The 20,339-nt window shown below is 71.8% G+C and carries 19 protein-coding genes; 10 read left to right on the forward strand and 9 right to left on the reverse strand.

Annotated features, from left to right (window positions below; translation table 11 throughout):
* Window positions 1-3: 3 nt before the first annotated feature.
* Window positions 4-1,272: a tyrosine--tRNA ligase gene (gene tyrS, locus ABZ135_RS04105; RefSeq protein WP_356691539.1), complete on the forward strand. Its 1,269-nt coding sequence runs from the start codon at window positions 4-6 to the stop codon at window positions 1,270-1,272.
* A 131-nt stretch (window positions 1,273-1,403) separates the two neighbouring features.
* On the opposite strand, the gene ABZ135_RS04110 is transcribed toward tyrS, so the two are convergent.
* Window positions 1,404-1,679: a GlsB/YeaQ/YmgE family stress response membrane protein gene (locus ABZ135_RS04110; RefSeq protein WP_356691541.1), complete on the reverse strand. Its 276-nt coding sequence runs from the start codon at window positions 1,677-1,679 to the stop codon at window positions 1,404-1,406.
* 169 nt (window positions 1,680-1,848) lie between these two features.
* Between ABZ135_RS04110 and ABZ135_RS04115 the strand changes: the two genes are divergently transcribed.
* Window positions 1,849-2,205: a DUF3099 domain-containing protein gene (locus ABZ135_RS04115; RefSeq protein WP_356691543.1), complete on the forward strand. Its 357-nt coding sequence runs from the start codon at window positions 1,849-1,851 to the stop codon at window positions 2,203-2,205.
* 184 nt (window positions 2,206-2,389) lie between these two features.
* Window positions 2,390-2,599: a hypothetical protein gene (locus ABZ135_RS04120; RefSeq protein ID WP_356691899.1), complete on the forward strand. Its 210-nt coding sequence runs from the start codon at window positions 2,390-2,392 to the stop codon at window positions 2,597-2,599.
* A gap of 32 nt (window positions 2,600-2,631) precedes the next feature.
* Here the strand turns inward: ABZ135_RS04120 and moaA are convergent, their stop codons facing one another.
* The 3 genes from moaA to ABZ135_RS04135 form a co-directional block, all read right to left on the reverse strand.
* A complete protein-coding gene (gene moaA, locus ABZ135_RS04125; protein ID WP_356691545.1) occupies window positions 2,632-3,621 on the reverse strand; it encodes a GTP 3',8-cyclase MoaA in 990 nt (329 codons plus the stop codon).
* A 150-nt stretch (window positions 3,622-3,771) separates the two neighbouring features.
* Window positions 3,772-5,397 (reverse strand): cation acetate symporter, encoded by a 1,626-nt coding sequence (locus ABZ135_RS04130; protein ID WP_356691547.1) that lies wholly within the window; start codon window positions 5,395-5,397, stop codon window positions 3,772-3,774.
* Window positions 5,394-5,777 (reverse strand): DUF485 domain-containing protein, encoded by a 384-nt coding sequence (locus tag ABZ135_RS04135; RefSeq protein ID WP_356691549.1) that lies wholly within the window; start codon window positions 5,775-5,777, stop codon window positions 5,394-5,396. The genes ABZ135_RS04130 and ABZ135_RS04135 overlap by 4 nt, the downstream gene beginning before the upstream one ends.
* Before the next feature lie 271 nt (window positions 5,778-6,048).
* Between ABZ135_RS04135 and ABZ135_RS04140 the strand changes: the two genes are divergently transcribed.
* Both ABZ135_RS04140 and ABZ135_RS04145 read left to right on the forward strand, forming a co-directional pair.
* The gene (locus ABZ135_RS04140) at window positions 6,049-7,587 is read left to right on the forward strand and encodes a S8 family serine peptidase (RefSeq protein ID WP_356691551.1); all 1,539 of its coding nucleotides are present in this window, start codon (window positions 6,049-6,051) and stop codon (window positions 7,585-7,587) included.
* A 64-nt stretch (window positions 7,588-7,651) separates the two neighbouring features.
* Complete coding sequence (locus tag ABZ135_RS04145; protein WP_356691553.1) at window positions 7,652-8,959, forward strand: CoA transferase; 1,308 nt, start codon at window positions 7,652-7,654, stop codon at window positions 8,957-8,959.
* Here ABZ135_RS04145 and ABZ135_RS04150 read toward each other — a convergent pair.
* Genes ABZ135_RS04150 through ABZ135_RS04160 form a run of 3 tightly spaced genes read right to left on the reverse strand, consistent with a single transcriptional unit; the run spans window position 8,949 to window position 11,560 of the window.
* Entirely contained in the window at window positions 8,949-9,992 is a 1,044-nt protein-coding gene (locus tag ABZ135_RS04150) for a zinc-dependent alcohol dehydrogenase family protein (protein ID WP_356691555.1), read from the reverse strand. The two genes, ABZ135_RS04145 and ABZ135_RS04150, sit on opposite strands and share 11 nt — an antisense overlap.
* 12 nt (window positions 9,993-10,004) lie before the next feature.
* A complete protein-coding gene (locus ABZ135_RS04155; RefSeq protein WP_356691557.1) occupies window positions 10,005-10,682 on the reverse strand; it encodes a lysoplasmalogenase in 678 nt (225 codons plus the stop codon).
* Complete coding sequence (locus ABZ135_RS04160) at window positions 10,679-11,560, reverse strand: sterol desaturase family protein (RefSeq protein ID WP_356691559.1); 882 nt, start codon at window positions 11,558-11,560, stop codon at window positions 10,679-10,681. Before ABZ135_RS04160 ends, ABZ135_RS04155 begins: the two co-directional genes overlap by 4 nt.
* A gap of 427 nt (window positions 11,561-11,987) precedes the next feature.
* Here ABZ135_RS04160 and ABZ135_RS04165 point away from each other — a divergent pair, with 427 nt between their 5' ends.
* From ABZ135_RS04165 to ABZ135_RS04180, 4 genes are all read left to right on the forward strand, one after another.
* A complete protein-coding gene (locus tag ABZ135_RS04165) occupies window positions 11,988-12,962 on the forward strand; it encodes a DEDDh family exonuclease (protein WP_356691561.1) in 975 nt (324 codons plus the stop codon).
* A 53-nt stretch (window positions 12,963-13,015) separates the two neighbouring features.
* Window positions 13,016-13,249, forward strand: a complete 234-nt coding sequence (locus ABZ135_RS04170) for a hypothetical protein (RefSeq protein WP_356691563.1) — start codon at window positions 13,016-13,018, stop codon at window positions 13,247-13,249.
* Between the two features lie 185 nt (window positions 13,250-13,434).
* Window positions 13,435-14,238, forward strand: coding sequence for an SURF1 family protein (locus tag ABZ135_RS04175; protein WP_356691565.1), 804 nt, complete (start codon window positions 13,435-13,437; stop codon window positions 14,236-14,238).
* A gap of 64 nt (window positions 14,239-14,302) precedes the next feature.
* Window positions 14,303-16,123 (forward strand): glycoside hydrolase family 15 protein, encoded by a 1,821-nt coding sequence (locus ABZ135_RS04180; protein WP_356691567.1) that lies wholly within the window; start codon window positions 14,303-14,305, stop codon window positions 16,121-16,123.
* Window positions 16,124-16,192: 69 nt separating this feature from the next.
* Here the strand turns inward: ABZ135_RS04180 and ABZ135_RS04185 are convergent, their stop codons facing one another.
* On the reverse strand, window positions 16,193-18,622 hold the full coding sequence (locus ABZ135_RS04185; RefSeq protein ID WP_356691569.1) for a hypothetical protein: 2,430 nt from the start codon (window positions 18,620-18,622) through the stop codon (window positions 16,193-16,195).
* Window positions 18,623-18,792: 170 nt separating this feature from the next.
* On the reverse strand, window positions 18,793-19,521 hold the full coding sequence (locus tag ABZ135_RS04190) for a DUF6333 family protein (RefSeq protein WP_356691571.1): 729 nt from the start codon (window positions 19,519-19,521) through the stop codon (window positions 18,793-18,795).
* Between the two features lie 59 nt (window positions 19,522-19,580).
* Between ABZ135_RS04190 and ABZ135_RS04195 the strand changes: the two genes are divergently transcribed.
* Window positions 19,581-20,336, forward strand: a complete 756-nt coding sequence (locus ABZ135_RS04195) for an SDR family oxidoreductase (protein WP_356691573.1) — start codon at window positions 19,581-19,583, stop codon at window positions 20,334-20,336.
* Window positions 20,337-20,339 lie beyond the last annotated feature (3 nt).

A 20,339-nucleotide genomic window follows, 5' to 3' on the forward strand; every position in this document is an offset into this window, starting at 1 on the left:
ATCGTGACGGACATCGTCGACGAGCTGAAGTGGCGCGGGCTCTTCGCCCAGTCCACCGACGAAGAGGCCCTGCGCAAGGCGCTCGCGGACGGTCCCGTCACGTTCTATTGCGGTTTCGACCCGACCGCGGCCAGTCTCCACGTCGGCCACCTGGTCCAGGTCCTCACCGTCCGCCGGCTCCAGCAGGCCGGGCACCGGCCGCTGGCGCTGGTCGGCGGGGCCACCGGCCAGATCGGTGACCCGCGGCCGACCGCCGAGCGCACCCTGAACGACCCGGAGACGGTCGCGAACTGGGTGAACCGGCTGCGCTCGCAGATCGAGCCGTTCCTCTCCTTCGAGGGGGAGAACGCGGCGGTCATGGTGAACAACCTGGACTGGACCGCCGGCATGTCGGCGATCGAGTTCCTGCGGGACATCGGCAAGCACTTCCGGGTCAACAAGATGCTGACCAAGGACTCCGTGGCCCGGCGCCTGGAGTCCGAGCAGGGCATCAGCTACACCGAGTTCAGCTACCAGCTCCTCCAGGGCATGGACTTCCTGGAGCTGTACCGGCGCTACGGCTGCACGCTGCAGCAGGGCGGCTCCGACCAGTGGGGCAACCTGGTGGCGGGCCTGGACCTGATCCACAAGCTGGAGCCGGAGGCGCAGGTCCACGCGCTGGCGACGCCGCTGATGGTGAAGGCCGACGGCACCAAGTTCGGCAAGACCGAGAGCGGCGCCGTCTGGCTGGACCCGGAGATGACCACGCCGTACGCGTTCTACCAGTTCTGGCTGAACGTGGACGACCGGGACATCTCCACCTACATGCGGATCCTGTCCTTCAAGTCCCGCGAGGAGCTGGAGGAGCTGGAGCGGCTGACGGCCGAGCGGCCGCAGGCCCGTACGGCGCAGCGGGCGCTCGCCGAGGAGCTCACCACGCTGGTGCACGGCGCCGAGCAGTGCCGGGCGGTGATCGACGCCTCCAAGGCGCTGTTCGGCCAGGGCGAGCTGGGCGACCTGGACGAGGCGACGCTGGCCGCCGCCCTGTCCGAGCTGCCGCACGCGCGCGTGACGGAGCTGGGCCAGGTGGTGGACCTGTTCGCCGAGGTCGGTCTCGCGCCGAGCAAGTCGGCGGCCCGCCGCACGGTGAAGGAGGGCGGCGCCTACGTGAACAACGTGAAGGTGACGGCCGAGGACGCCGAGGTGTCGGCGGACGAGCTGCTGCACGGGCGCTGGCTGGTGCTGCGCCGAGGCAAGAAGAACCTGGCGGCGATCGAGGTCGTCGCCGGCTGACCCCGTACGGACACGGGCGGAGGCCCGGTACGCGCGCGCTGCGCCGTACCGGGCCTCCGTCGTGCCGACGGGCGGGGCCGGGGCCTCGCCGGTGTCCGCGGGGCCGGGCCCCGGGGGTCAGGCCCCGGGAGTCAGGCCCGTCTGCGGTTGCCCTTCATCGAGGCCCACAGCATGTCCCCGACTCCCACCACGGCGACGGCGCCGATGAGCTGGAGCAGATGACGGGTCCAGTCGATTCCCTTGGTGTCGTTGACCCCGATCCAGGTCGCGACCGCGTTGCCGAGCACGCTGCCCAGAATGCCGAACACGGTCGTCAGCCACAGCGGGATCTGCTGCTTGCCGGGGAGGATCGCCTTGGCGAGCAGGCCCAGGACCAGGCCCACAATGATCGCCCACAACCAACTCATCGTCGCCTCCTTGTGCGCATGTGTGCCCAGTCTCGACCGATCGGGCATACCGCGCATGTCGGACGGCTCCAGACGTGCCCCGGTCTCGTCCGCCCGGGACGGCGGGCGTACCGTGGAATCAGGTCCGGACCGGGGAGGGTCCGGCACGGCGCGTGGGCGGTGGAATGTGATGCGGAAGCATGGCGGAACCGAGGTCTTCCGGATCACCGGGGCCCGGCAGGGGCTCGCCGACGACGTCCGGGGCCGGCAGCGCCGGTACGTGGTGTCGATGTCGGTGCGCACCCTCGCGGTGATCGCCGCGGCCTCGCTGTGGAACGTGCAGCGGCCGGTGGCGGTGGTGGCCCTGGTGCTCGGCGCGGTACTCCCGTACATCGCGGTGGTGATCGCCAACGCGGGCCGGGAGAGCGCGCCGTCCCTTCCCTCCACCTTCGTCCCGGCTCCGGTGCGGCCCGCGCTCGATCCGGGCGCGGAAGCCGTAGCGGAACCCACCTACGGTGCGTACGGCCGGACCGATCACGTTCGGTGAGCGCGAAGCTCAAGAAATGCTCAGATCAATCATGAAGTTCCGGTGCACCGCACCCCATGCGCCGTGACATACTGCCTACGCGCTCCGCATCCCCCGTCGGAGCGACGGACCGATGCCGGGCAGCTCCCCCCGTGGCTGCCCGGCATCGCCCTTGCTGGACAATGATCAGGTGATCCAGGGTCCAGTGAGCGAAGAGAAGCCGATCTGTTCCGCCAAGGGGTGCCGGGCCGACGCCGTGTGGGTGCTCGCCTGGAACAACCCCAAGCTCCACACGCCGGAGCGGCGCAAGACGTGGCTCGCGTGCGAGGAGCACCGCGAGCACCTCTCCCAGTTCCTGGGCGTACGGGGTTTCCTGAAGGACGTCGTCCTGCTGACCGACTGGGACCCGGCCTGACCGGATGGTGACCCGGCCCGAGCGGCCGGGGCTCAGCCGCCGATCGCCGACATCGGGCGGTCGGGCTGGAGGAAGCTGGGGTCGTCGAGGCCCGAGCCGGCCTTCTTGCCCCACATGGCCTTCTTCCAGAGGTCGGCGATCGCCGCGTCCGGGGCGTCCGAGCGGAGCGCCGCCCGCAGGTCGGTCTCCTCGGTGGCGAAGAGGCAGGTGCGGACCTGGCCGTCGGCGGTGAGCCGGGTGCGGTCGCAGGCCCGGCAGAAGGGGCGGGTGACGGAGGCGATGACGCCGACCGTGTGCGGGCCGCCGTCGACGACCCAGCGCTCGGCGGGGGCCGAGCCGCGCTCCTCGGAGCCCTCGGGGGTCAGGGTGAAGCGGGTGCGCAGGGACTCCAGGATGTCCCCGGCGGTGATCATGCCGTCGCGCTTCCAGCCGTGCTGGGCGTCGAGCGGCATCTGCTCGATGAAGCGGAGCTCGTAGTCCTGCTCGATCGCCCAGGCGAGGAGGTCGGGGGCCTCGTCCGCGTTGAGCCCGGGCATCAGGACGGCGTTGACCTTGACGGGGGTGAGGCCGGCGTCGCGGGCGGCGGCCATGCCGTCGAGGACGTCCTGGTGGCGGTCGCGGCGGGTGAGGGTCTTGAAGACCTCGGGGCGCAGGGTGTCGAGGGAGACGTTGACCCGGTCGAGGCCGGCCGCCTTCAGGGCGCCGGCGGTGCGCTTGAGTCCGATGCCGTTGGTGGTCAGCGACATGCGGGGGCGGGGCTCCAGGGCGGCGCAGCGCTCGACGATCCCGACGAGGCCGGGGCGGAGCAGGGGCTCGCCGCCGGTGAAGCGGACCTCGGTGACGCCGAGGTCGGTGACCGCGATCCGTATCAGCCGGACGATCTCGTCGTCGGTGAGCAGGTCGGGCTTGGCCAGCCACTGCAGGCCCTCTTCCGGCATGCAGTACGTACAGCGCAGATTGCACCGGTCGGTCAGGGAGACCCGCAGGTCGGTGGCCACTCGGCCGTAGGTGTCGATGAGCACTGGGCCCCCTCCCCTTCTTCCGGTTCGCTTGTGTACGAGCCTACGTGAGCCCTCGGACATCGGGCACGGGCCGATTGTCACGAGGACCGGGACGGCCGCGTCGTAGAACCATACGACGCGGCCGTCGGCCCGCAGCGGAACGTATACGACTCAGTGCGCTCCGACACCGGTGAGGGACTTGACCTCCAGTTCCGCGTACTTGCCCTTGTCCGGCTCCTCCTTGGAGAGGATCGAGCCGAGCCAGCCGAGCAGGAAGCCGAGCGGGATGGAGACCAGGCCGGGGTTCTCCAGCGGGAACCAGTAGAAGTCGACGCTCTTGAACATGGAGGTCGGCTTGCCGGAGACGACGGGCGAGAAGAGCACGAGGACGACCGCGGAGACCAGTCCGCCGTAGATCGACCAGAGCGCTCCCTGGGTGGTGAACCGCTTCCAGAAGAGGCTGTAGAGGATCGTCGGCAGGTTGGCGGAGGCGGCGACGGCGAAGGCGAGGGCGACCAGGCCGGCGACGTTGAGGTCGCGGGCGAGGGCGCCGAGGGCGATCGAGACGACGCCGATGAGGACGGTGGCCCAGCGGGCGGCCCGCACCTCCTCCTTCTCGGTGGCCTGTCCGCGCCGGATGACGTTGGCGTAGATGTCGTGCGCGAAGGACGAGGACGAGGCCAGGGTGAGGCCGGCGACGACGGCGAGGATGGTCGCGAAGGCGACGGCGGAGATGACGGCGAGCAGGATGGCGCCGCCGGTCGAGTCCGCGCCGCCGCCGATCTCCAGGGCGGCGAGCGGGGCCGCGGTGTTGCCGGCCTTGTTGGAGGCGATGATGTCGCTGTTCTTGAGCAGGGCCGCGGCGCCGAAGCCGAGGACGATCGTCATCAGGTAGAAGGCGCCGATGATGCCGATGGCCCAGTTGACGGACTTACGGGCGGCCTTGGCGGTCGGCACCGTGTAGAAGCGGATGAGGATGTGCGGCAGGCCGGCCGTGCCGAGGACGAGCGCGATGCCGAGCGACAGGAAGTCGAGCTTGGAGACGCCGCTGACGCCGTACTTGAGGCCGGGCTCCAGGAACGCCTGGCCCTTGCCGCTGTTGGTGGCGGCCGCGCCCAGCAGCTCGGAGAGGTTGAAGCCGAACTTCAGCAGGATGAGGAAGGTGATCAGGAGCGTGCCCGCGATGAGCAGGACGGCCTTGACCATCTGCACCCAGGTGGTGCCCTTCATGCCGCCGATCGTCACGTACACGATCATCAGGACGCCGACGAGGGCGACGATGGCGACCTTCCCGCCGTCGCTGGTGATGCCGAGCAGCAGCGAGACGAGGACGCCGGCGCCGGCCATCTGCGCGAGCAGGTAGAAGATCGACACGACGATGGTGGAGGTGCCGGCGGCGGTGCGGACGGGCCGCTGGCGCATCCGGTAGGCGAGGACGTCGCCCATGGTGAAGCGGCCGGAGTTGCGCAGCGGTTCGGCGACCAGGAGGAGGGCGACCAGCCAGGCGACGAGGAAGCCGATGGAGTAGAGGAAGCCGTCGTAGCCGAAGAGGGCGATGGCGCCGGCGATGCCGAGGAAGGACGCGGCGGACATGTAGTCGCCGGAGATGGCCAGGCCGTTCTGGAAGCCGGTGAACTGCCGTCCGCCGGCGTAGAAGTCGGCGGCGCTCTTGGTCTGGCGGCCGGCCCAGACGGTGATGGCGAGGGTGGCGACGACGAAGGCGGCGAAGAGGCTGATGATCAGCGGGCGGTGCTCGCTGGTCGCGTTGCCCGCCGCGAGGAGAAGGGTGTCGCTCATGCGTCGGCCTCCGTACGGGACTCCATGTGCTGCTTGATGGCCTCGGCCTTCGGGTCGAGGCGGTCGGCCGCGTGCCGCGAGTACAGCCAGGCGATGAGGAAGGTGGTCGCGAACTGGCCGAGGCCGAGGACGAGGGCCACGTTGACGTTGCCGAAGAGCTTGGTGCCCATGAAGTCGCCCGCGTAGTTGGAGAGCAGCACGTACAGCAGGTACCAGGCGATGAAGGCGACCGTCAGGGGGAAGGCGAAGGAGCGGTAGGTGCGGCGCAGTTCGCCGAACTCGGCGCTCTCCTGCACCTCGACGAACTCCTCCGTCGTGGGCTGTGCGGGGGCGGCGGGTTCCGTGCCGTCTCGGGGCGGCGGAGGTGCGTCGGTAGCCACGGATTCTCCTCGTGACGCGGGTGCGGTGGGCATGGACAAGGGGGCCTCGCTGGGGTGGGCAGCGGGGTTCCGGACGGAGCCCCTCCCCTGCTCAACGGCACGGAGCGGGGGGCGAAGCGGTTCAACCGGATGTTTTTTCTTCGCCGGATCTTCATCAAGTACGTCCGCACCATTGATGACCGGGCAAGATCGGCGATAGCTTCCCTCGTCATGCACCTGCCCACGCGCACATCCGCGTCTGGGCAGTACATACGGATGATGTGGAGAACCCATGGCTCATCTGGGATCGAGGCGCGGCCGAGCACTCGCTCTGCCCGTCGGCCTCGCGCTCACGGCCTCGCTCGGCTTCCTGCCCTCGGGCGCCGCCTCCGCCGCGGAGTTGAGCGACCTCTCGACGGCCGCCGTCGCCACGAACGGCCCGAAGCTGTCGTACGTCGTGAACGTCGACCACGGCCGCTGGACGGCCGCGTCGGTGAAGAAGGCGATAGCCGCCGCCGGCGGTGAAGTGGTCGTGTCCTACGACCGGATCGGTGTGATCGTCGTCCACTCGCAGAACCCCGAGTTCGCGCGGACGATCCGCCAGGCGCCCGGCGTGGTGTCGGCCGGTGCGACCCGTACGGCTCCGCTGGCCGCCGCGACCGACACCTCCGTCGGCGAGGACACGCAGGCGCTGACCCCGGCCGAGGCCAAGGCCGCCGCGGCCGCCGCCACGGGCGAGCAGGACGCGCTGGAGCCCCTGCAGTGGGACCTGCCGGCGATCAAGGCCGACAAGGCGCACGCGAAGACCCTCGGCAGCAAGCGCGTCACCGTCGGCGTCATCGACACCGGCGTGGACGACACCCACCCGGACCTGGCGCCGAACTTCGACGCCGCCGCCTCCGTCAACTGTGTCAGCGGCAAGGCCGACACGACGCCCGGCTCGTGGCGTCCGGGCGCGGGCGAGAGCGACCACGGCACCCACGTGGCCGGCACCATCGCCGCCGCGAAGAACGGCACCGGCATCACCGGTGTCGCGCCGGGCGTGAAGCTCGCCGGCATCAAGGTGTCGACGCCGAGCGGCTTCTTCTACACCGAGGCCGTGGTCTGCGGCTTCATGTGGGCGGCCGAGAACGGCATCGACATCACCAACAACAGCTACTACACCGACCCGTGGATGTTCGCCTGCAAGAACGACGAGGACCAGAAGGCCCTCCTCGAGGCGGTCACCCGGGCGACCCGCTACGCGGAGAAGAAGGGCACGGTCAACGTGGCCGCGGCCGGCAACTCCAAGTTCGACCTGGCGGCCGACTCCATCCTGGACAAGAGCAGCCCGAACGACAGCACCGAGGTCGACCGGGTCATCGACCCGAAGGTCTGCCTCGACTACCCGGCGATGATTCCGGGCGTGGTGACGGTCTCCTCGACCGGCGCCAAGGACCTGAAGGCGTCGTACTCCAACTACGGTCTCGGCGTCATCGACATCGCCGCGCCGGGCGGTGACCGCACCGAGTACCAGACCCCGGACGCCCCGGCGGTCAACGGCCGCATCCTGTCGACCACGGTCAACGGCGGCTTCAACTACAAGGCCGGCACGTCGATGGCCGCGCCGCACGCGGCGGGCGTCCTCGCGCTGCTGAAGTCGACCCACCCGCACGCGAGCCCGGCGGCTCTGAAGGCCCTGCTGTACGCGCAGGCCGACGACCGCGCATGCACCAACCCGTACGACATCGACGGCAACGGCACCGTCGACGCGGTGTGCGAGGGCGACGTGAACAAGAACGGCTTCTACGGGGCCGGCCTGGTGGACGCGCTGGACGCGGTCCGCAAGTAACCGCCTCCGTTCGCAGGTGAACCGCCCGTGGCACTCGGTGCCACGGGCGGTTCATAGTTCTCCCATGGACAACACAGTGCGTACCGGTACGGAGTCGCTGTGGTCGGCCCTCGGCGGCGATCCCGCCCTGGTCGACCGGGTCGAGTACGGCGGGCCGTCGGGGCTCCTGGAGGCGCGGCTGCCGGTGATGGACCTGGCCCGCGCCACCGTCGCGGTCTGCTCGCTGGCGGCGGTCGAACGGGCGGGGCTGCCGGGGCGGGTGCGGGTGGACGACGGGGCGGTCGCGACGGCCTTCGTGAGCGAGCGTCACCTGCGGGTGAACGGGCGGGCGCCGGTGAACTTCGCCCCGTTGTCCCGGTTCTGGCGGGCGTCGGACGGCTGGGTCCGCACCCACGCCAACTATCCGCACCACGAGGAGGCGCTGCTCAGGGCGCTGGGGACGACCGCTTCGGCGGACGCGGTGGCGGCAGCGATCGGCGGGCGGACGGCCGTCGAGGTGGAGACCGCGGTGTACGAGGCCGGCGGCCTGGCCGTGGCCGTACGCGGCCCGGAGCAGTGGGCCGCGCACCCGCAGGGCCGGGAGGTGGCCGCGCGGCCGCTGCTGACGAGGGAGCGGCTGGACGAGGCGCCGCCGAGGCGTACGGGACGGCGTACGGGTCCGCTGCGGGTGCTCGACCTCACCCGGGTCATCGCCGGGCCGGTGGCCACCCGGACGCTGGCGCTGCTCGGCGCGGACGTGCTGCGGATCGATCCGCCGGACAACCCCGAGCTGCCGGACCAGCACGCGGACGCCGACATCGGGAAGCGGACGGCGGCCCTGGATCTGGACCGCCCCTCGGACCGGCGGACCTTCGGTGAACTCCTCGACGCGGCGGACGTCCTGGTGACCGGTTACCGTCCCGGCGCCCTTGACCGCTACGACCTGCACCGGCCCGGCCTGGTGACCGCCCGGCTGTCGGCCTGGGGCGACTACGGCCCCTGGGGCGGACGCCGCGGCTTCGACAGCCTGGTCCAGGCGGCGACCGGGATCGCGGTGACCGAGGGCTCCGCGGAGCAGCCCGGCGTGCTGCCGGCCCAGGCCCTGGACCACGGCACCGGATATCTGCTGGCGGCGGCGGTGCTGCGCTCGCTGACCGAGCAGGACCGGGACGGCGGCACCCGGCTCGTACGGCTGGCGCTCGCCCAGACGGGCCACTTCCTGACCCACGGGCTTCCCCGCTACGAGCCGGAGCGGTACCTGGCGGAGTCGGACGGTCCGCTGGGGCGGCTGCGGTACGCGCTGTCGCCGGTGGCGTACGAGGGCGGCCCGGCGGACTGGTCGCGTCCGCCGGGCCGTCAGGGCGGGGACGAGCCCGCGTGGCTCACGGCCTGACGAGGACCTTGAGGGCGGTGCGCTCGTCCATGGCCCGGTAGCCATTGGGGACTCCGTCGAGGCCGACGGTGAGGTCGAAGACCGGGGACGGGTCGATGGTGCCGTCGAGGATGTCCGGGAGGAGCTCGGGGATGTAGGCGCGGACGGGCGCCACGCCGCCGCGCAGGGCGATGTTGCGGTCGAACATGACGGAGAGGTCCAGGCCGGTGCCGCTGCCGTGCGGGACGCCGACGTAGCCGATGGAGCCGCCGTCGCGGGTGACGGCGACGGCGGTGCGCATGGACTGCTCGGTGCCGACGGCCTCGATGACGGCGTGGGCGCCCTGGCCGCCGGTGAGTTCGCGGACGGCGGCCTCGGCGGCCTCGCCGCGCTCGGCGACGACGTCGGTGGCGCCGAAGGCGCGGGCGATGTCGGTACGGGCGGTGTGACGGCCCAGCGCGATGATCCGCTCGGCGCCGAGCCTGCGCGCCGCGAGCACGCCGCAGAGGCCGACGGCGCCGTCCCCGACGACGGCGACGGTGGAGCCCTTGCGCACGCCGGCGCCGAGGGCGGCGTGGTGGCCGGTGCCCATGACGTCGGAGAGGGCCAGCAGGGCGGTCAGCAGGCGGTCGTCGGAGGCCGCTTCGGCGGGCAGCTTCACGAGGGTGCCGTCGGCGAAGGGGACCCGGACGGCCTCGCCCTGGCCGCCGTCGGAGCCGACGGAGCCCCAGAAGCCGCCGTTGGGGCAGGAGGTCTGGAGGCCCTCGGCGCAGTAGTCGCAGGTGCCGTCGGACCAGACGAAGGGGGCGACGACGAGGTCGCCGGGCCGGAAGCCGCGCACGTCCGCGCCGGCCTCCTCGACGATCCCGAGGAACTCGTGGCCGATGCGCTGGCCGGGCGTACGGGCGGACTCGCCGCGGTAGGCCCACAGGTCGCTGCCGCAGATGCAGGCCCGGACCACGCGGACGACGACGTCCGTGGCGTCCCGCACCACCGGGTCGGGCACGTCCTCCACCCGCATGTCGAAGGGGGCGTGGATGGTGGTGGCGCGCATGGGTCCTCGCTGTCAGCCGGTCGTACGGCGTTCACCGTACCGCGCGCGCAGTGCTCCCTCGGTGAGCAGGCACTGCGCCGCGATGTAGGTGAGCATGACCCAGAAGTCGGGGACGGGCGGCTGCGGCCAGTCGGCGACGCCGGTGGCGATGAGGGTGTCGGAGAGCAGGAACAGCGCGCCGCCCGCGCCCGCGACGGCGCCGAGGGAGCTCGCCCGGTAGGCCATGGCGGTGAGCAGCAGGGAGTAGCCGGCCACGGGGACGCGCAGGTCGGCGGGCAGGTCGGGCCAGAGGGCGGTCACGGTGCCGGCGAGGGCGAGGACGTAGAGCGCGCCGAGGGCCGGGGAGGTGCGCCGCCGGCCGAAGAGGGCGAGGTAGCAGACGTGTCCGGCGGCGAAGGAGCCCATGCCGACGAGGAAGGCCCAGTCGGCGTCGAGGAGCAGGAAGACGTCGCCGCCCCAGCCGAACAGCAGCGCGGCGGTGAGCAGCCGGGGGCCGCCGCGGGTGGCGGCGTACGCGGCGAGCAGCGGCATCAGGAGCGGCTTGGCGATCCGGTGCCCGAGGTCGGCGCCGGCGAGGAGGGAGACCAGGTCGACGGCGGCGGCGAGGAGGAAGGCGGCGAGCAGCGCGCGGGAGACGGGGGAGGCGGGAGGCGCCTCGGGCGTCCGGGGGGCGGTGACGGGCCGGCTCACGCGGCGGGCTCCGGCGCGGTGCCGCCCTGCGGGCCCTTGGGCCGGTCGGGGCCGGGCTGCCAGCCGGGCCCGCGGAACAACCGCCCGCCGCGCTCGCGCCAGGTGCGCGCGGCCTTCAGGTCGCGGGCGATGGCGGCGTACTCGTGGGTGGCGACGCGCAGCGGGTTGTAGGTCTCGATGTTCTTGGTGAGCCCGTAGACGGGCTTGTCGGTCTCGGGCACGAAGGAGCCGAACATCCGGTCCCAGACGATGAGGATGCCGCCGAAGTTGCGGTCCAGATAGCCGCCCTGGGAGGCGTGGTGCACGCGGTGGTGCGAGGGCGTGTTGAGCAGGAACTCGAAGGGCCGCGGCAGCTTCCCGACCCGCTCGGTGTGGATCCAGAACTGGTAGACGAGGTTGACCGAGTAGCAGAACGCCACGGCGGCGGGGTGCACCCCGAGGGCGATCATCGGCAGGTAGAACGGCCACGAGGTGAGGCTGGTCCAGGGCTGCCGGAGCGCGGTGGTGAGGTTGAACTTCCGACTGCTGTGGTGCACGACGTGACAGGCCCACAGAATCCGGACGACGTGGTGCCCGCGGTGCTGCCAGTAGTAGCAGAAGTCCTGGGCGAGCAGCATGAGCGGGATCGTCCACCACAGCACGGGCACCCGCAGCGGCGTCAGCTCGTAGACGGCGGTGTAGATCGCGACGACGGGAATCTTCCACAACGCGTCGAAGACGAGACTCCCCAGCCCCATCCCGATGCTGGTGGCGGCGTCCTTCGCCTCGTACCCGGCGGCGTCCTCGTCCGGGTGGATCCGGTAGCTGACCATCTCCAGGACGGTGAGCAGGACGAACGCCGGTATGGACCAGAGCACGACATCGGGCAGGTTCGGCATGCCGACGACGGTAGGGGCGAGGGGCGGGGCACGGCTAGACGTCGTTACCGACAAGTATGCGAGACGACTTGTCAGCAAGCTTTGGCACCTTCCGACAAGGCGCCCTCACCGTCACACTCCCGACGTCACACCCCCGACGCCCCCGACAGCGGCCGCTCGCCGGTCGGCCTGCCGCCGTGCCGGATCGTGAGGGTCCACGAACGCCGCCTGACGGAGGGCGTGTTCCCGCGCGCACGTGGTTCGCGTTCCGAGGGAGGGTGACGCCGACCGGGCCCGGCCCGCGCTCGCCCGGTGAAATCCGCTGCGGGGGCGGCCCGGTGGGGTCCTCGCGGGCTCGGCGCCCGGGCGGCGGTCCGCTTCGGGGGACGAATCCGGCCACGGGAGCGGGCACCGGGAGCGGTCCTGTCAGTGCGGGCCCGTATTCTCAGTGACCATGCTCGACGACCGTACGACAGCAGCGACGTGGCCGGCCGCCTACCCGCAGGGGTACGCGGTCGTCGACGTGGAGACCACCGGCCTCGCCCGCGACGACCGGATAGTGTCGGCTGCCGTCTACCGGCTCGACGCGCAGGGGAACGTGGAGGACCACTGGTACACGCTGGTGAACCCCGAGCGGGATCCGGGGCCGGTGTGGATCCACGGGCTCACCAGTGACGTGCTGGAGGGCGCGCCGCTGTTCCCGGAGATCGCCGACGCGTTCGCGGCGCGGCTCGACGGGCGGGTGCTGGTCGCGCACAACGCGATGTTCGACTGGCAGATGATCGCCCGTGAGTACGCGCGCGCCAAGAGCGCCGCGCCGGTGCGGCAGCGGCTGTGCACCATCGCGCTGTCCAAGGAGCTGGCGCTGCCGCTGCCCAACCACAAGCTGGAGTCGCTGGCCGCGCACTTCGGCGTGGTGCAGCAGCGCGCGCACAACGCGCTGGACGACGCGCGGGTGCTGGCCGAGGCGTTCCGCCCGAGCCTGCACGCGGCCGCCGAGCGGAACGTGCGGCTGCCGCTGCTCGAGTGCCGGCCGCTGACGGAGTGGGCGGCGTCGCCGGAGCGGCCCCGGATCGGCCACCAGGCCGCGTACCGGGCGAACAGTTGGCGACCCTCGCGCAAGCGGCCGGCCTGCCCGTATCCGAACCCGGGACGTTACGAGTCGGACAAACCGCTCAAGCAGGGCATGCGGGTGGCGTTCTCCGGCGACACCTCCGTCGACCGCGAGCTGCTGGAGGACCGCACGGTCGAGGCCGGGCTGCACGTGGCGAGCAGTGTGTCGCGGCTCACCAGTCTGCTCGTCACCAACGACCCGGACGCGGCCACCTCCAAGACGGTCAAGGCGAAGGCGTACGGCACGCCGATCGTCGACGAGGCCGCCTTCACCCAGCTTCTGCGGGACGTGACCCCGGCAGACGGGTGACGGACGGGCGCGCCGCCCGCCCTTCGCCCGCGCGTGGCCGCACCCTGTGGCGCATGGCACGTTGTGAGGTCTGCGGAAACGATTACGGCATGTCCTTCGAGGTGCACGCGCAGGGCGCGGTGCACGTCTTCGACTGCTTCGCCTGCGCCATCCACCGCATGGCGCCCATCTGCGAGCACTGCCGGGTCCAGATCATCGGACAGGGCGTCGAGGTGGAGGGCCGCTGGTACTGCGGCGGGCACTGCGCCCGCGCGGAGGGGAAGGTGGGCATCGTCGACAAGGTGTGACCGTGCCACCGTGCCGTCGTTGAGCCGGGTGCCGCGCCCGGTGGCACTTCCCCGCCCACGCGGGGATGGTCCGCGGTACACCCCTCGACCGTACATGCGGCGTCGCTGCTCCCCGCCCCCGCGGGGCTCGCCCCCTTCGGCACCCGCCGCAAGGGGGCCCCTCCTCACGTTGTACCGTCGACAGCGTGTACCGCTTCCTGTTGTCCCGGCAGTGGGTGATCCTCACCCTCCTCGCCCTCGTCCTCATCCCCGTGATGATCGAGCTGGGTTTCTGGCAGTTCCACCGGCACGAGCGCCGGGTCGCCCAGAACGCCCTGATCGCGGACAACCTGGCGGCGAAGCCCGTACCGGTCGAGACGCTCACCTCCCCCGGGCACACCGTCCCGCGCGCCGACTACTGGCGGCACGTCACCGCCACCGGCACCTTCGATACCGCCCACGAGGTCGTCGTACGCCGCCGGGTGTCGGCCGACGAACGGGTCGGCGCCCATGTGCTCACCCCGCTCGTCCTGAAGGACGGCAAGGTCGTCCTGGTCAACCGCGGCTGGGTCCCGGCGGCCGGCGACCAGCGCGCCTACCCGGAGGTGCCGCCCGCGCCCCGGGGCGAGGTCACCGTCACCGGGCGCCTCATGGCCGACGAGACCACCGGCGCCAGCGGCATCAAGGACCTCAAGGGCCTGCCGGACCGTCAGGTCATGCTGATCAGCAGCGCCCAGCAGGCCGAGCTGATCGGCCGCACCGTCCTCGGCGGCTACATCCAGCAGACCGCGCCCGAGCCGGCCGGCGGCACGCCCGAGCTGATCCCGGACCCCGACCACGACTCGATCGGCGCGCACATGGCGTACGCCGTCCAGTGGTGGCTGTTCGCCGCCGGCGTCCCGGTCGGCTGGGTGGTCCTCGTCCGGCGCGAGAAGCGCGACCGGGAGGCGGCGGCCCGTGAGGCCGAAGAGGCGGACGGGACGCCCGAGCCGGCCACCGCCTCCGCCTGAGGGGTGCGTCACCCCGGCCCGCCGTACTGATTGACCGTCCCCACTTGCGGGAACAGCCCAAAGCGTGACGCAACGTATCGACGACTACGCCCTCATCGGCGATCTCCAGACCGCCGCACTCGTCGGCCGTGACGGTTCGATCGACTGGCTGTGTCTGCCCCGCTTCGACTCCGCAGCCTGCTTCGCCGCCCTCCTCGGCGACGAGGACAACGGCCACTGGCGGATCGCCCCCAAGGGCGCGACCAACTGCACGAGCCGCCGCTACGCCGAGGACACCCTGGTCCTGGAGACCTTCTGGGAGACCCGTACGGGCACGGTCAAGGTCGTCGACTTCATGCCGCAGCGCGACAAGGCCCCCGACGTCGTGCGGATCGTGGAGGGCGTCAGCGGGACCGTGGAGATGAACGCGGTGCTGCGGCTGCGCTTCGACTACGGCTCGATCGTGCCGTGGGTGCGACGCGCCGACGGCCACCGGGTGGCCGTCGCCGGGCCCGACTCCGTGTGGCTGCGCAGCGAGCCGCCGGTGAAGACCTGGGGCCAGCAGTTCGGCACCTGGTCGTCGTTCACCGTCTCCGCCGGCGAACAGGTCGCCTTCGTCCTCACCTGGCACCCCTCCCACGAGCCGCGCCCCGTCCTCGTCGACCCCTTCGAGTCCCTGGAGCACTCGCTCGCCGACTGGCGCGAGTGGGCGGCCCGCTGTACCTACCAAGGGCCCTACCGGGACGCGGTCGTACGCTCCCTGATCACCCTCAAGGCCCTCATCTACGCCCCCACCGGCGGCATCGTCGCCGCGCCCACCACCTCCCTGCCCGAGGAGCTCGGCGGGGTCCGCAACTGGGACTACCGCGCCTGCTGGCTGCGCGACTCCTCCCTCACCCTCGGCGCGCTGCTGTCCGCCGGATACGTCGAGGAGGCGGCCGCCTGGCGCGACTGGCTGCTGCGCGCGGTGGCCGGCGACCCGGCCGATCTCCAGATCATGTACGGGCCGGCCGGGGAGCGCCGGCTGCCCGAGACGACCCTGCCGTGGCTGCGCGGCTACGCCGACTCGGCGCCGGTGCGGATCGGGAACGCGGCCGTGGAGCAGCTCCAGCTCGACGTGTACGGCGAGGTGATGGACTCGCTGTACCGTGCGCGGGAGGCCGGGATCCCGCCGGAGCGGCACGCCTGGAACCTGCAGCTCAGCCTGCTGGGCTTCCTGGAGTCGACCTGGCGCGAGCCCGACGAGGGGCTGTGGGAGGTGCGCGGGCCCCGGCGCCACTTCGTGCACTCCAAGGTGATGGCCTGGGCGGCGGCCGACCGGGCGGTGCGCACCCTGGAGGAGGACCCCTCGCTGCCCGGGGACCCGTCGCGCTGGCGGGCGATGCGGGACGAGATCCACGCGGAGGTGTGCGAGAAGGGCTACGACCCGGTGCGCAACACCTTCACGCAGGCGTACGGCTCGATGGAGCTCGACGCGGCGACGCTGCTGATCCCCCGGATCGGGTTCCTGCCGCCGGAGGATCCGCGGGTGGTCGGCACGGTCGACGCCGTACGGAGGGAGCTGATGCAGGGCGGCTATGTGCGCCGCTACTCGACGGCGGGGCCCTCGGTCGACGGCCTGCCGGGCGAGGAGGGCACCTTCCTGGTGTGCTCGTTCTGGCTGGCGGACGCGCTGCTGCTGACCGGCCGGGCGAAGGAGGCGCGCGAGCTGTTCGAGCGGCTCGTGGGGCTGTGCAGCGACCTGGGGCTGCTCGCGGAGGAGTACGACCCGGTGACGGGCCGGCAGTTGGGGAACTTCCCGCAGGCATTCAGCCACATCGGTCTGGTGGGCACCGCCCTGGCGCTGGCGGCCGCGGCGGACGAAGACGCGGCGGATGAAGAGCAGGGCCCCGCCCTCGGAAGCTGAGAGCGGGGCCCCGCGGCCGTCCGACCGTCCCCGGCCGGGCCGGCATGGCGGATCAGCCGGGGTGGCGGATCAGCCGGTGGTCGAGCTGCGTCGGCGCATCCACCACACCAGGCCCGCGCCGGCGGCGATCACCGCGGCCGCCGCGGCGGCGAGGGTGCCGACGGGTGTGTCGGAACCGGTGTCGGCGAGGTCGCCGCCCGGTCGCCGGGGGCTCTCGCTGGGCGCCGGCGTCTGGCTCTGCGACGGCCGGTCCGTCGGGGTCGGCTCCCCGGTCGGCTTCGGCGTCGTCGGCGTCGGCGTGGGGGTCGGCGTCGGCGTCGGGGTGCCGCCGCCGGTGTCGCCGGAGGAGTCACCGCCGATGTAGAGGATGTCGGTGTCCCGGTAGGAGGTGTCGTCCGCCTGCATCGAGGTCCGCGTGGTGGTGTCGAGCGTGCGGTTCTCGGTGTCGAAGCGGACCTTGCTGATGTTCTTCTTGGGCTGCCGGGAGAAGTCGACGCCGCCGACGATGTACACCGTCACGCCGTGGTCGGTGGCGATGTCGTAGGTGAACTCGCCCTCGGTGTAGATCTTGCGGTAGCGCTGGAAGAGCTCGTCCTTGTCCCACTTCTCGTTCGGGGCGCGCAGCGGCCACTTGCTCACGTCGCCGCTGTCGATGATCGGCCGGAAGTCGCTCTCCTTCTTCGCGTCCTGCTGCCGGATCCACTCGGCGGCGACCCGGGAGGTGTAGACGCGGCGCAGGTCGGCGTACTGCGGGGCGCTGTTGATCATCTTCTCGACCTCGGGCACGATCATCGAGTCGACGACCTTCTGCGCGGCCTTGATCTCCTCCGGGCCGGGGTCGCAGATCGGCTCGCCCGGTCCCTGGGTGACGGTCTTCTGCGCGGTGGACTTCAGCGCCAGCGGGGCGTCCAGGATGTAGATGCCGCCGTCCTGCTCGCGGACCTGGGCGGGCTTGGGCTCGATCCAGTTCCGCAGGCCCGGCATGCACGGGTAGCCGTTCTGCTTGGGCAGCGCCGCCCAGTACCGCTTGCCGAGGTCGGTCTTGGGGTCCATGGCCTTGTAGAAGTCGTGCTTCATCCGCAGGTCGGCCTCGAGCAGCACGCGGCCGGCGTCGGTGGAGGCGAACTTGGCGTCCATGACGCGGTGGGGCTCGTCCGGGTTCAGGTTGACCCAGAACTTGTCGGGGGTGAGCGCCAGCCAGGTGAACAGCGCGTCGGAGGCGAGCTGCATCGACGCCTGGCCGCCGAAGCCCGGGTTCTCGTCCGGGTCGGGCATCATGTCGGCCTTCATCGAGTACTGCATGCCCTGGCCCTTGGCGAGGCCGCCGACGTAGCGCAGTTCGAGGGTGGTGAAGTCCACGCCGCCCGGGCCGCCGCGCGGCAGGGTGCCGCGGGTGTCGAGCCGGCGGGCCTCGGCCTGGATCTGCTTCGCCTCGTTCAGGGTGCGGCCGGAGCCGTTGATCCGGTCGTTGAGCGGGCCTCGGGTGCCGCAGGCGCTCGCGGCGGCGAGCCGGGGCTGTCCGGCCGGGCCGCCCTGGCAGCCGGGGGCGAACCAGGTGTCGTAACGGGAGTAGCCGCGGATGGGCTTGGTCTGCGGGATCGCGTTGTACTGCCGCTGGAAGCCGCGGACCTGGTTCTTCTTGCCCGGGCGCATCTGCTCGACGTCACGGTTGAAGTCGTCGATGAGCTTGCGCTGCCTGGCGTCGAAGTTCTTGGCGCCGGCGTAGCGGAAGGTGTGGTCGGGCATCGACCGGGCGATGACGCGGTCGTTGCCGAGCTGCTTCTTGGTCAGGGTGCTGTTCGACTTGAACTCGTTGAATTCCTTGGTGCGCTGGTTGTACGCGTCGAACTTGCGCGTCGCGATCTTCTTGCCGTTCTCGTCGAAGATCTCGACGTAGACCTCGCACAGCCAGTCGGGGCCGATCAGTCGGAAGTCCCGCACGAGCCGCGCCTCGAAGGCGGCTCCCTTGTTGAGGTTGATCTCGTTGCGGATGTACGTCTTGTCGAACCAGCGCTCGAAGGACTGCGAGCGCTGCTTCTCCAGGTAGCGGGCGTAGATCTCCATCGCCTTGTCGGCGGGATCACCGGTCTTCGCCGCCTGCTCTTTCCACGCCTCGACGTTCTTCTTCGGGTCCCCGGGGACCTTGGAGAGCGCCTTGGTCTTCTCGGCGGCCGTCGGGGCCTTTAGCCCGTCGAACGCCTTGCCGGGCAGCGGGTAGGTGAAGTTCTTCGGGTCCCCGCCCCACTTGTCGAAGTTGGTGCCGGGCGCCGTGGGGAAGCCGGAGTTGACCGGCGTCGTGCCGTACGCCTTGCCCAGATGCTTGGTGTCGCAGCGCTTGCCCGTGCCGGGCTTCAGCCTCGCCGTGGTGGGGACGGCGGCGCTGTCCTCGACCGGCACACCGGGCAGTCCGGTGAGGGTGACGGCCCCGGCGAGGCCGAGCGCGGCCGCGAACCGCGCGACCAGCCGCCATCGCCGGGGTGTGCGTATCGCCCTGTTCAAGTGTCGAGCCTTCCCTCGTGGTGGGGGCCGTGAGGGGGTGAGGGGCGGCGCGTGAAGCCCCCGTGACATGAGCGCCGCCCCGGATTTTCACCCTAGCCCCCGCCACTGACAGAGATGGCAGGGTCATGCCTATGACGACGTGTCAATTCCGCGAAGATCAGGGCGGGTTGTCACACATCCGGAAGGAAGAGCTCCTCCATGCGCCGCGTGTACGAGGCGGTGTGCCGGACCCGGAAGGCGCTCACCCTCGGGTGCGGCAGCGCCCACGGATCGGCGTCCCCCAGGGCCAGGGAGACGAAGTCGGCCCACTCCACCTCCTCGGCCTCCGCGTCCAGGTCGAGGTCGGCGTCCTCGAGCATCGCCTCCGTGATCCCGAGCGCGGCGGCGACCTCGTACGGGTCGCCGGTCAGCTCCCAGGGATCCGAGCCGGGCCAGCCGGAGGCGTGGAACAGGGTGCCGTCGGGCAGCCACACGAGGTCCTCCGTGTGGGAGTCGCCCGGGTCGAACGACACCCGGCCGAGGATCCTCGCGTCGGGGAAGCGCTCGCGCAGCTTCCGCGCCTCGTACAGCAGCGGCTCGTCGTTGCCGTCGTCGGCGAGCGCGAGGTCGCTGATGCCGAGGACGTGCCCCCACGCCCCGGCCAGGACCACGTCGAGGTCGGCCCGCTCGGCCGGATACGGCGGGGCCTCGATCGCCCCCCGGGACTCCAGCTCCTCCAGCACCTCCTCCACCGTGCCGAAGGAGAGCGCCAGCTCCCGCGCCCGTACGGGATCGTTGGCCGGGAAGCCGTCCGGGCCCACGGTGAACGGTGGCTGGAGGATCGTCAGATCGCAGCGGCCGAGGGCGCCGTGCACCGTACGGTCCGGCGGCGAGGTCCAGTGGTCGGTGAGGTCACTCATGCCGCACACCGTACGGGTGTCCGAGGCCCGCCCGTGGGCCGGCGACCTAGAATCGGCCCATGGATCTCGGGTTGAAGGACCGTGTGTACGTGGTGACCGGCGCGACGCGGGGGCTCGGCCGGGCCTCGGCCGAGGCGCTGCTCGCGGAGGGCGCGAAGGTGCTGCTCACCGGGCGCGAGGAGAAGACGGTCGCCGAGGCGGCCGCCGCGCTCGGCCCGGACGCGGCGGGCCTCGCCGCCGACAACGCCGACCCGGAGACCCCGGCCCGGCTGATCGCCGAGGCGCGGTCCCGGTTCGGCGGCTTCGACGGCATCCTCATCAGCGTGGGCGGCCCGGCACCGGGCTTCGGCGCCGACAACACCGACGAGCAGTGGGCGACGGCCTTCGACACCGTCTTCCTCGGCGCGGTGCGCCTGGCCCGCGCGGCGGCGGAGACGCTGCCCGAGGGCGGCGTCATCGGCTTCGTGCTGTCCGGCTCCGTGCACGAGCCGATCCCGGGCCTGACCATCTCCAACGGCCTGCGGCCGGGCCTCGCCGGCTTCGCCAAGTCCCTCGCCAACGACCTGGGCCCGCGGGGCATCCGGGTGGTCGGCCTGCTGCCGGCCCGGATCGACACCGACCGGGTGCGCTCGCTCGACGCGATGTCCGGGGACGCCGAGGCGACGCGCGCGGCGAACGAGGCGGCGATCCCGCTGCGCCGCTACGGGACCCCCGACGAGTTCGGCCGCGCCGCCGCATTCCTGCTGTCGCCCGCCGCCTCCTACCTCACCGGCGTGATGCTCCCGGTGGACGGCGGCGCCCGCCGCGGCTTCTGACGC

Origin of the sequence: Streptomyces sp. NPDC006339, assembly GCF_040612775.1 — a bacterium.
Classification (GTDB): Bacteria; Actinomycetota; Actinomycetes; order Streptomycetales; family Streptomycetaceae; genus Streptomyces.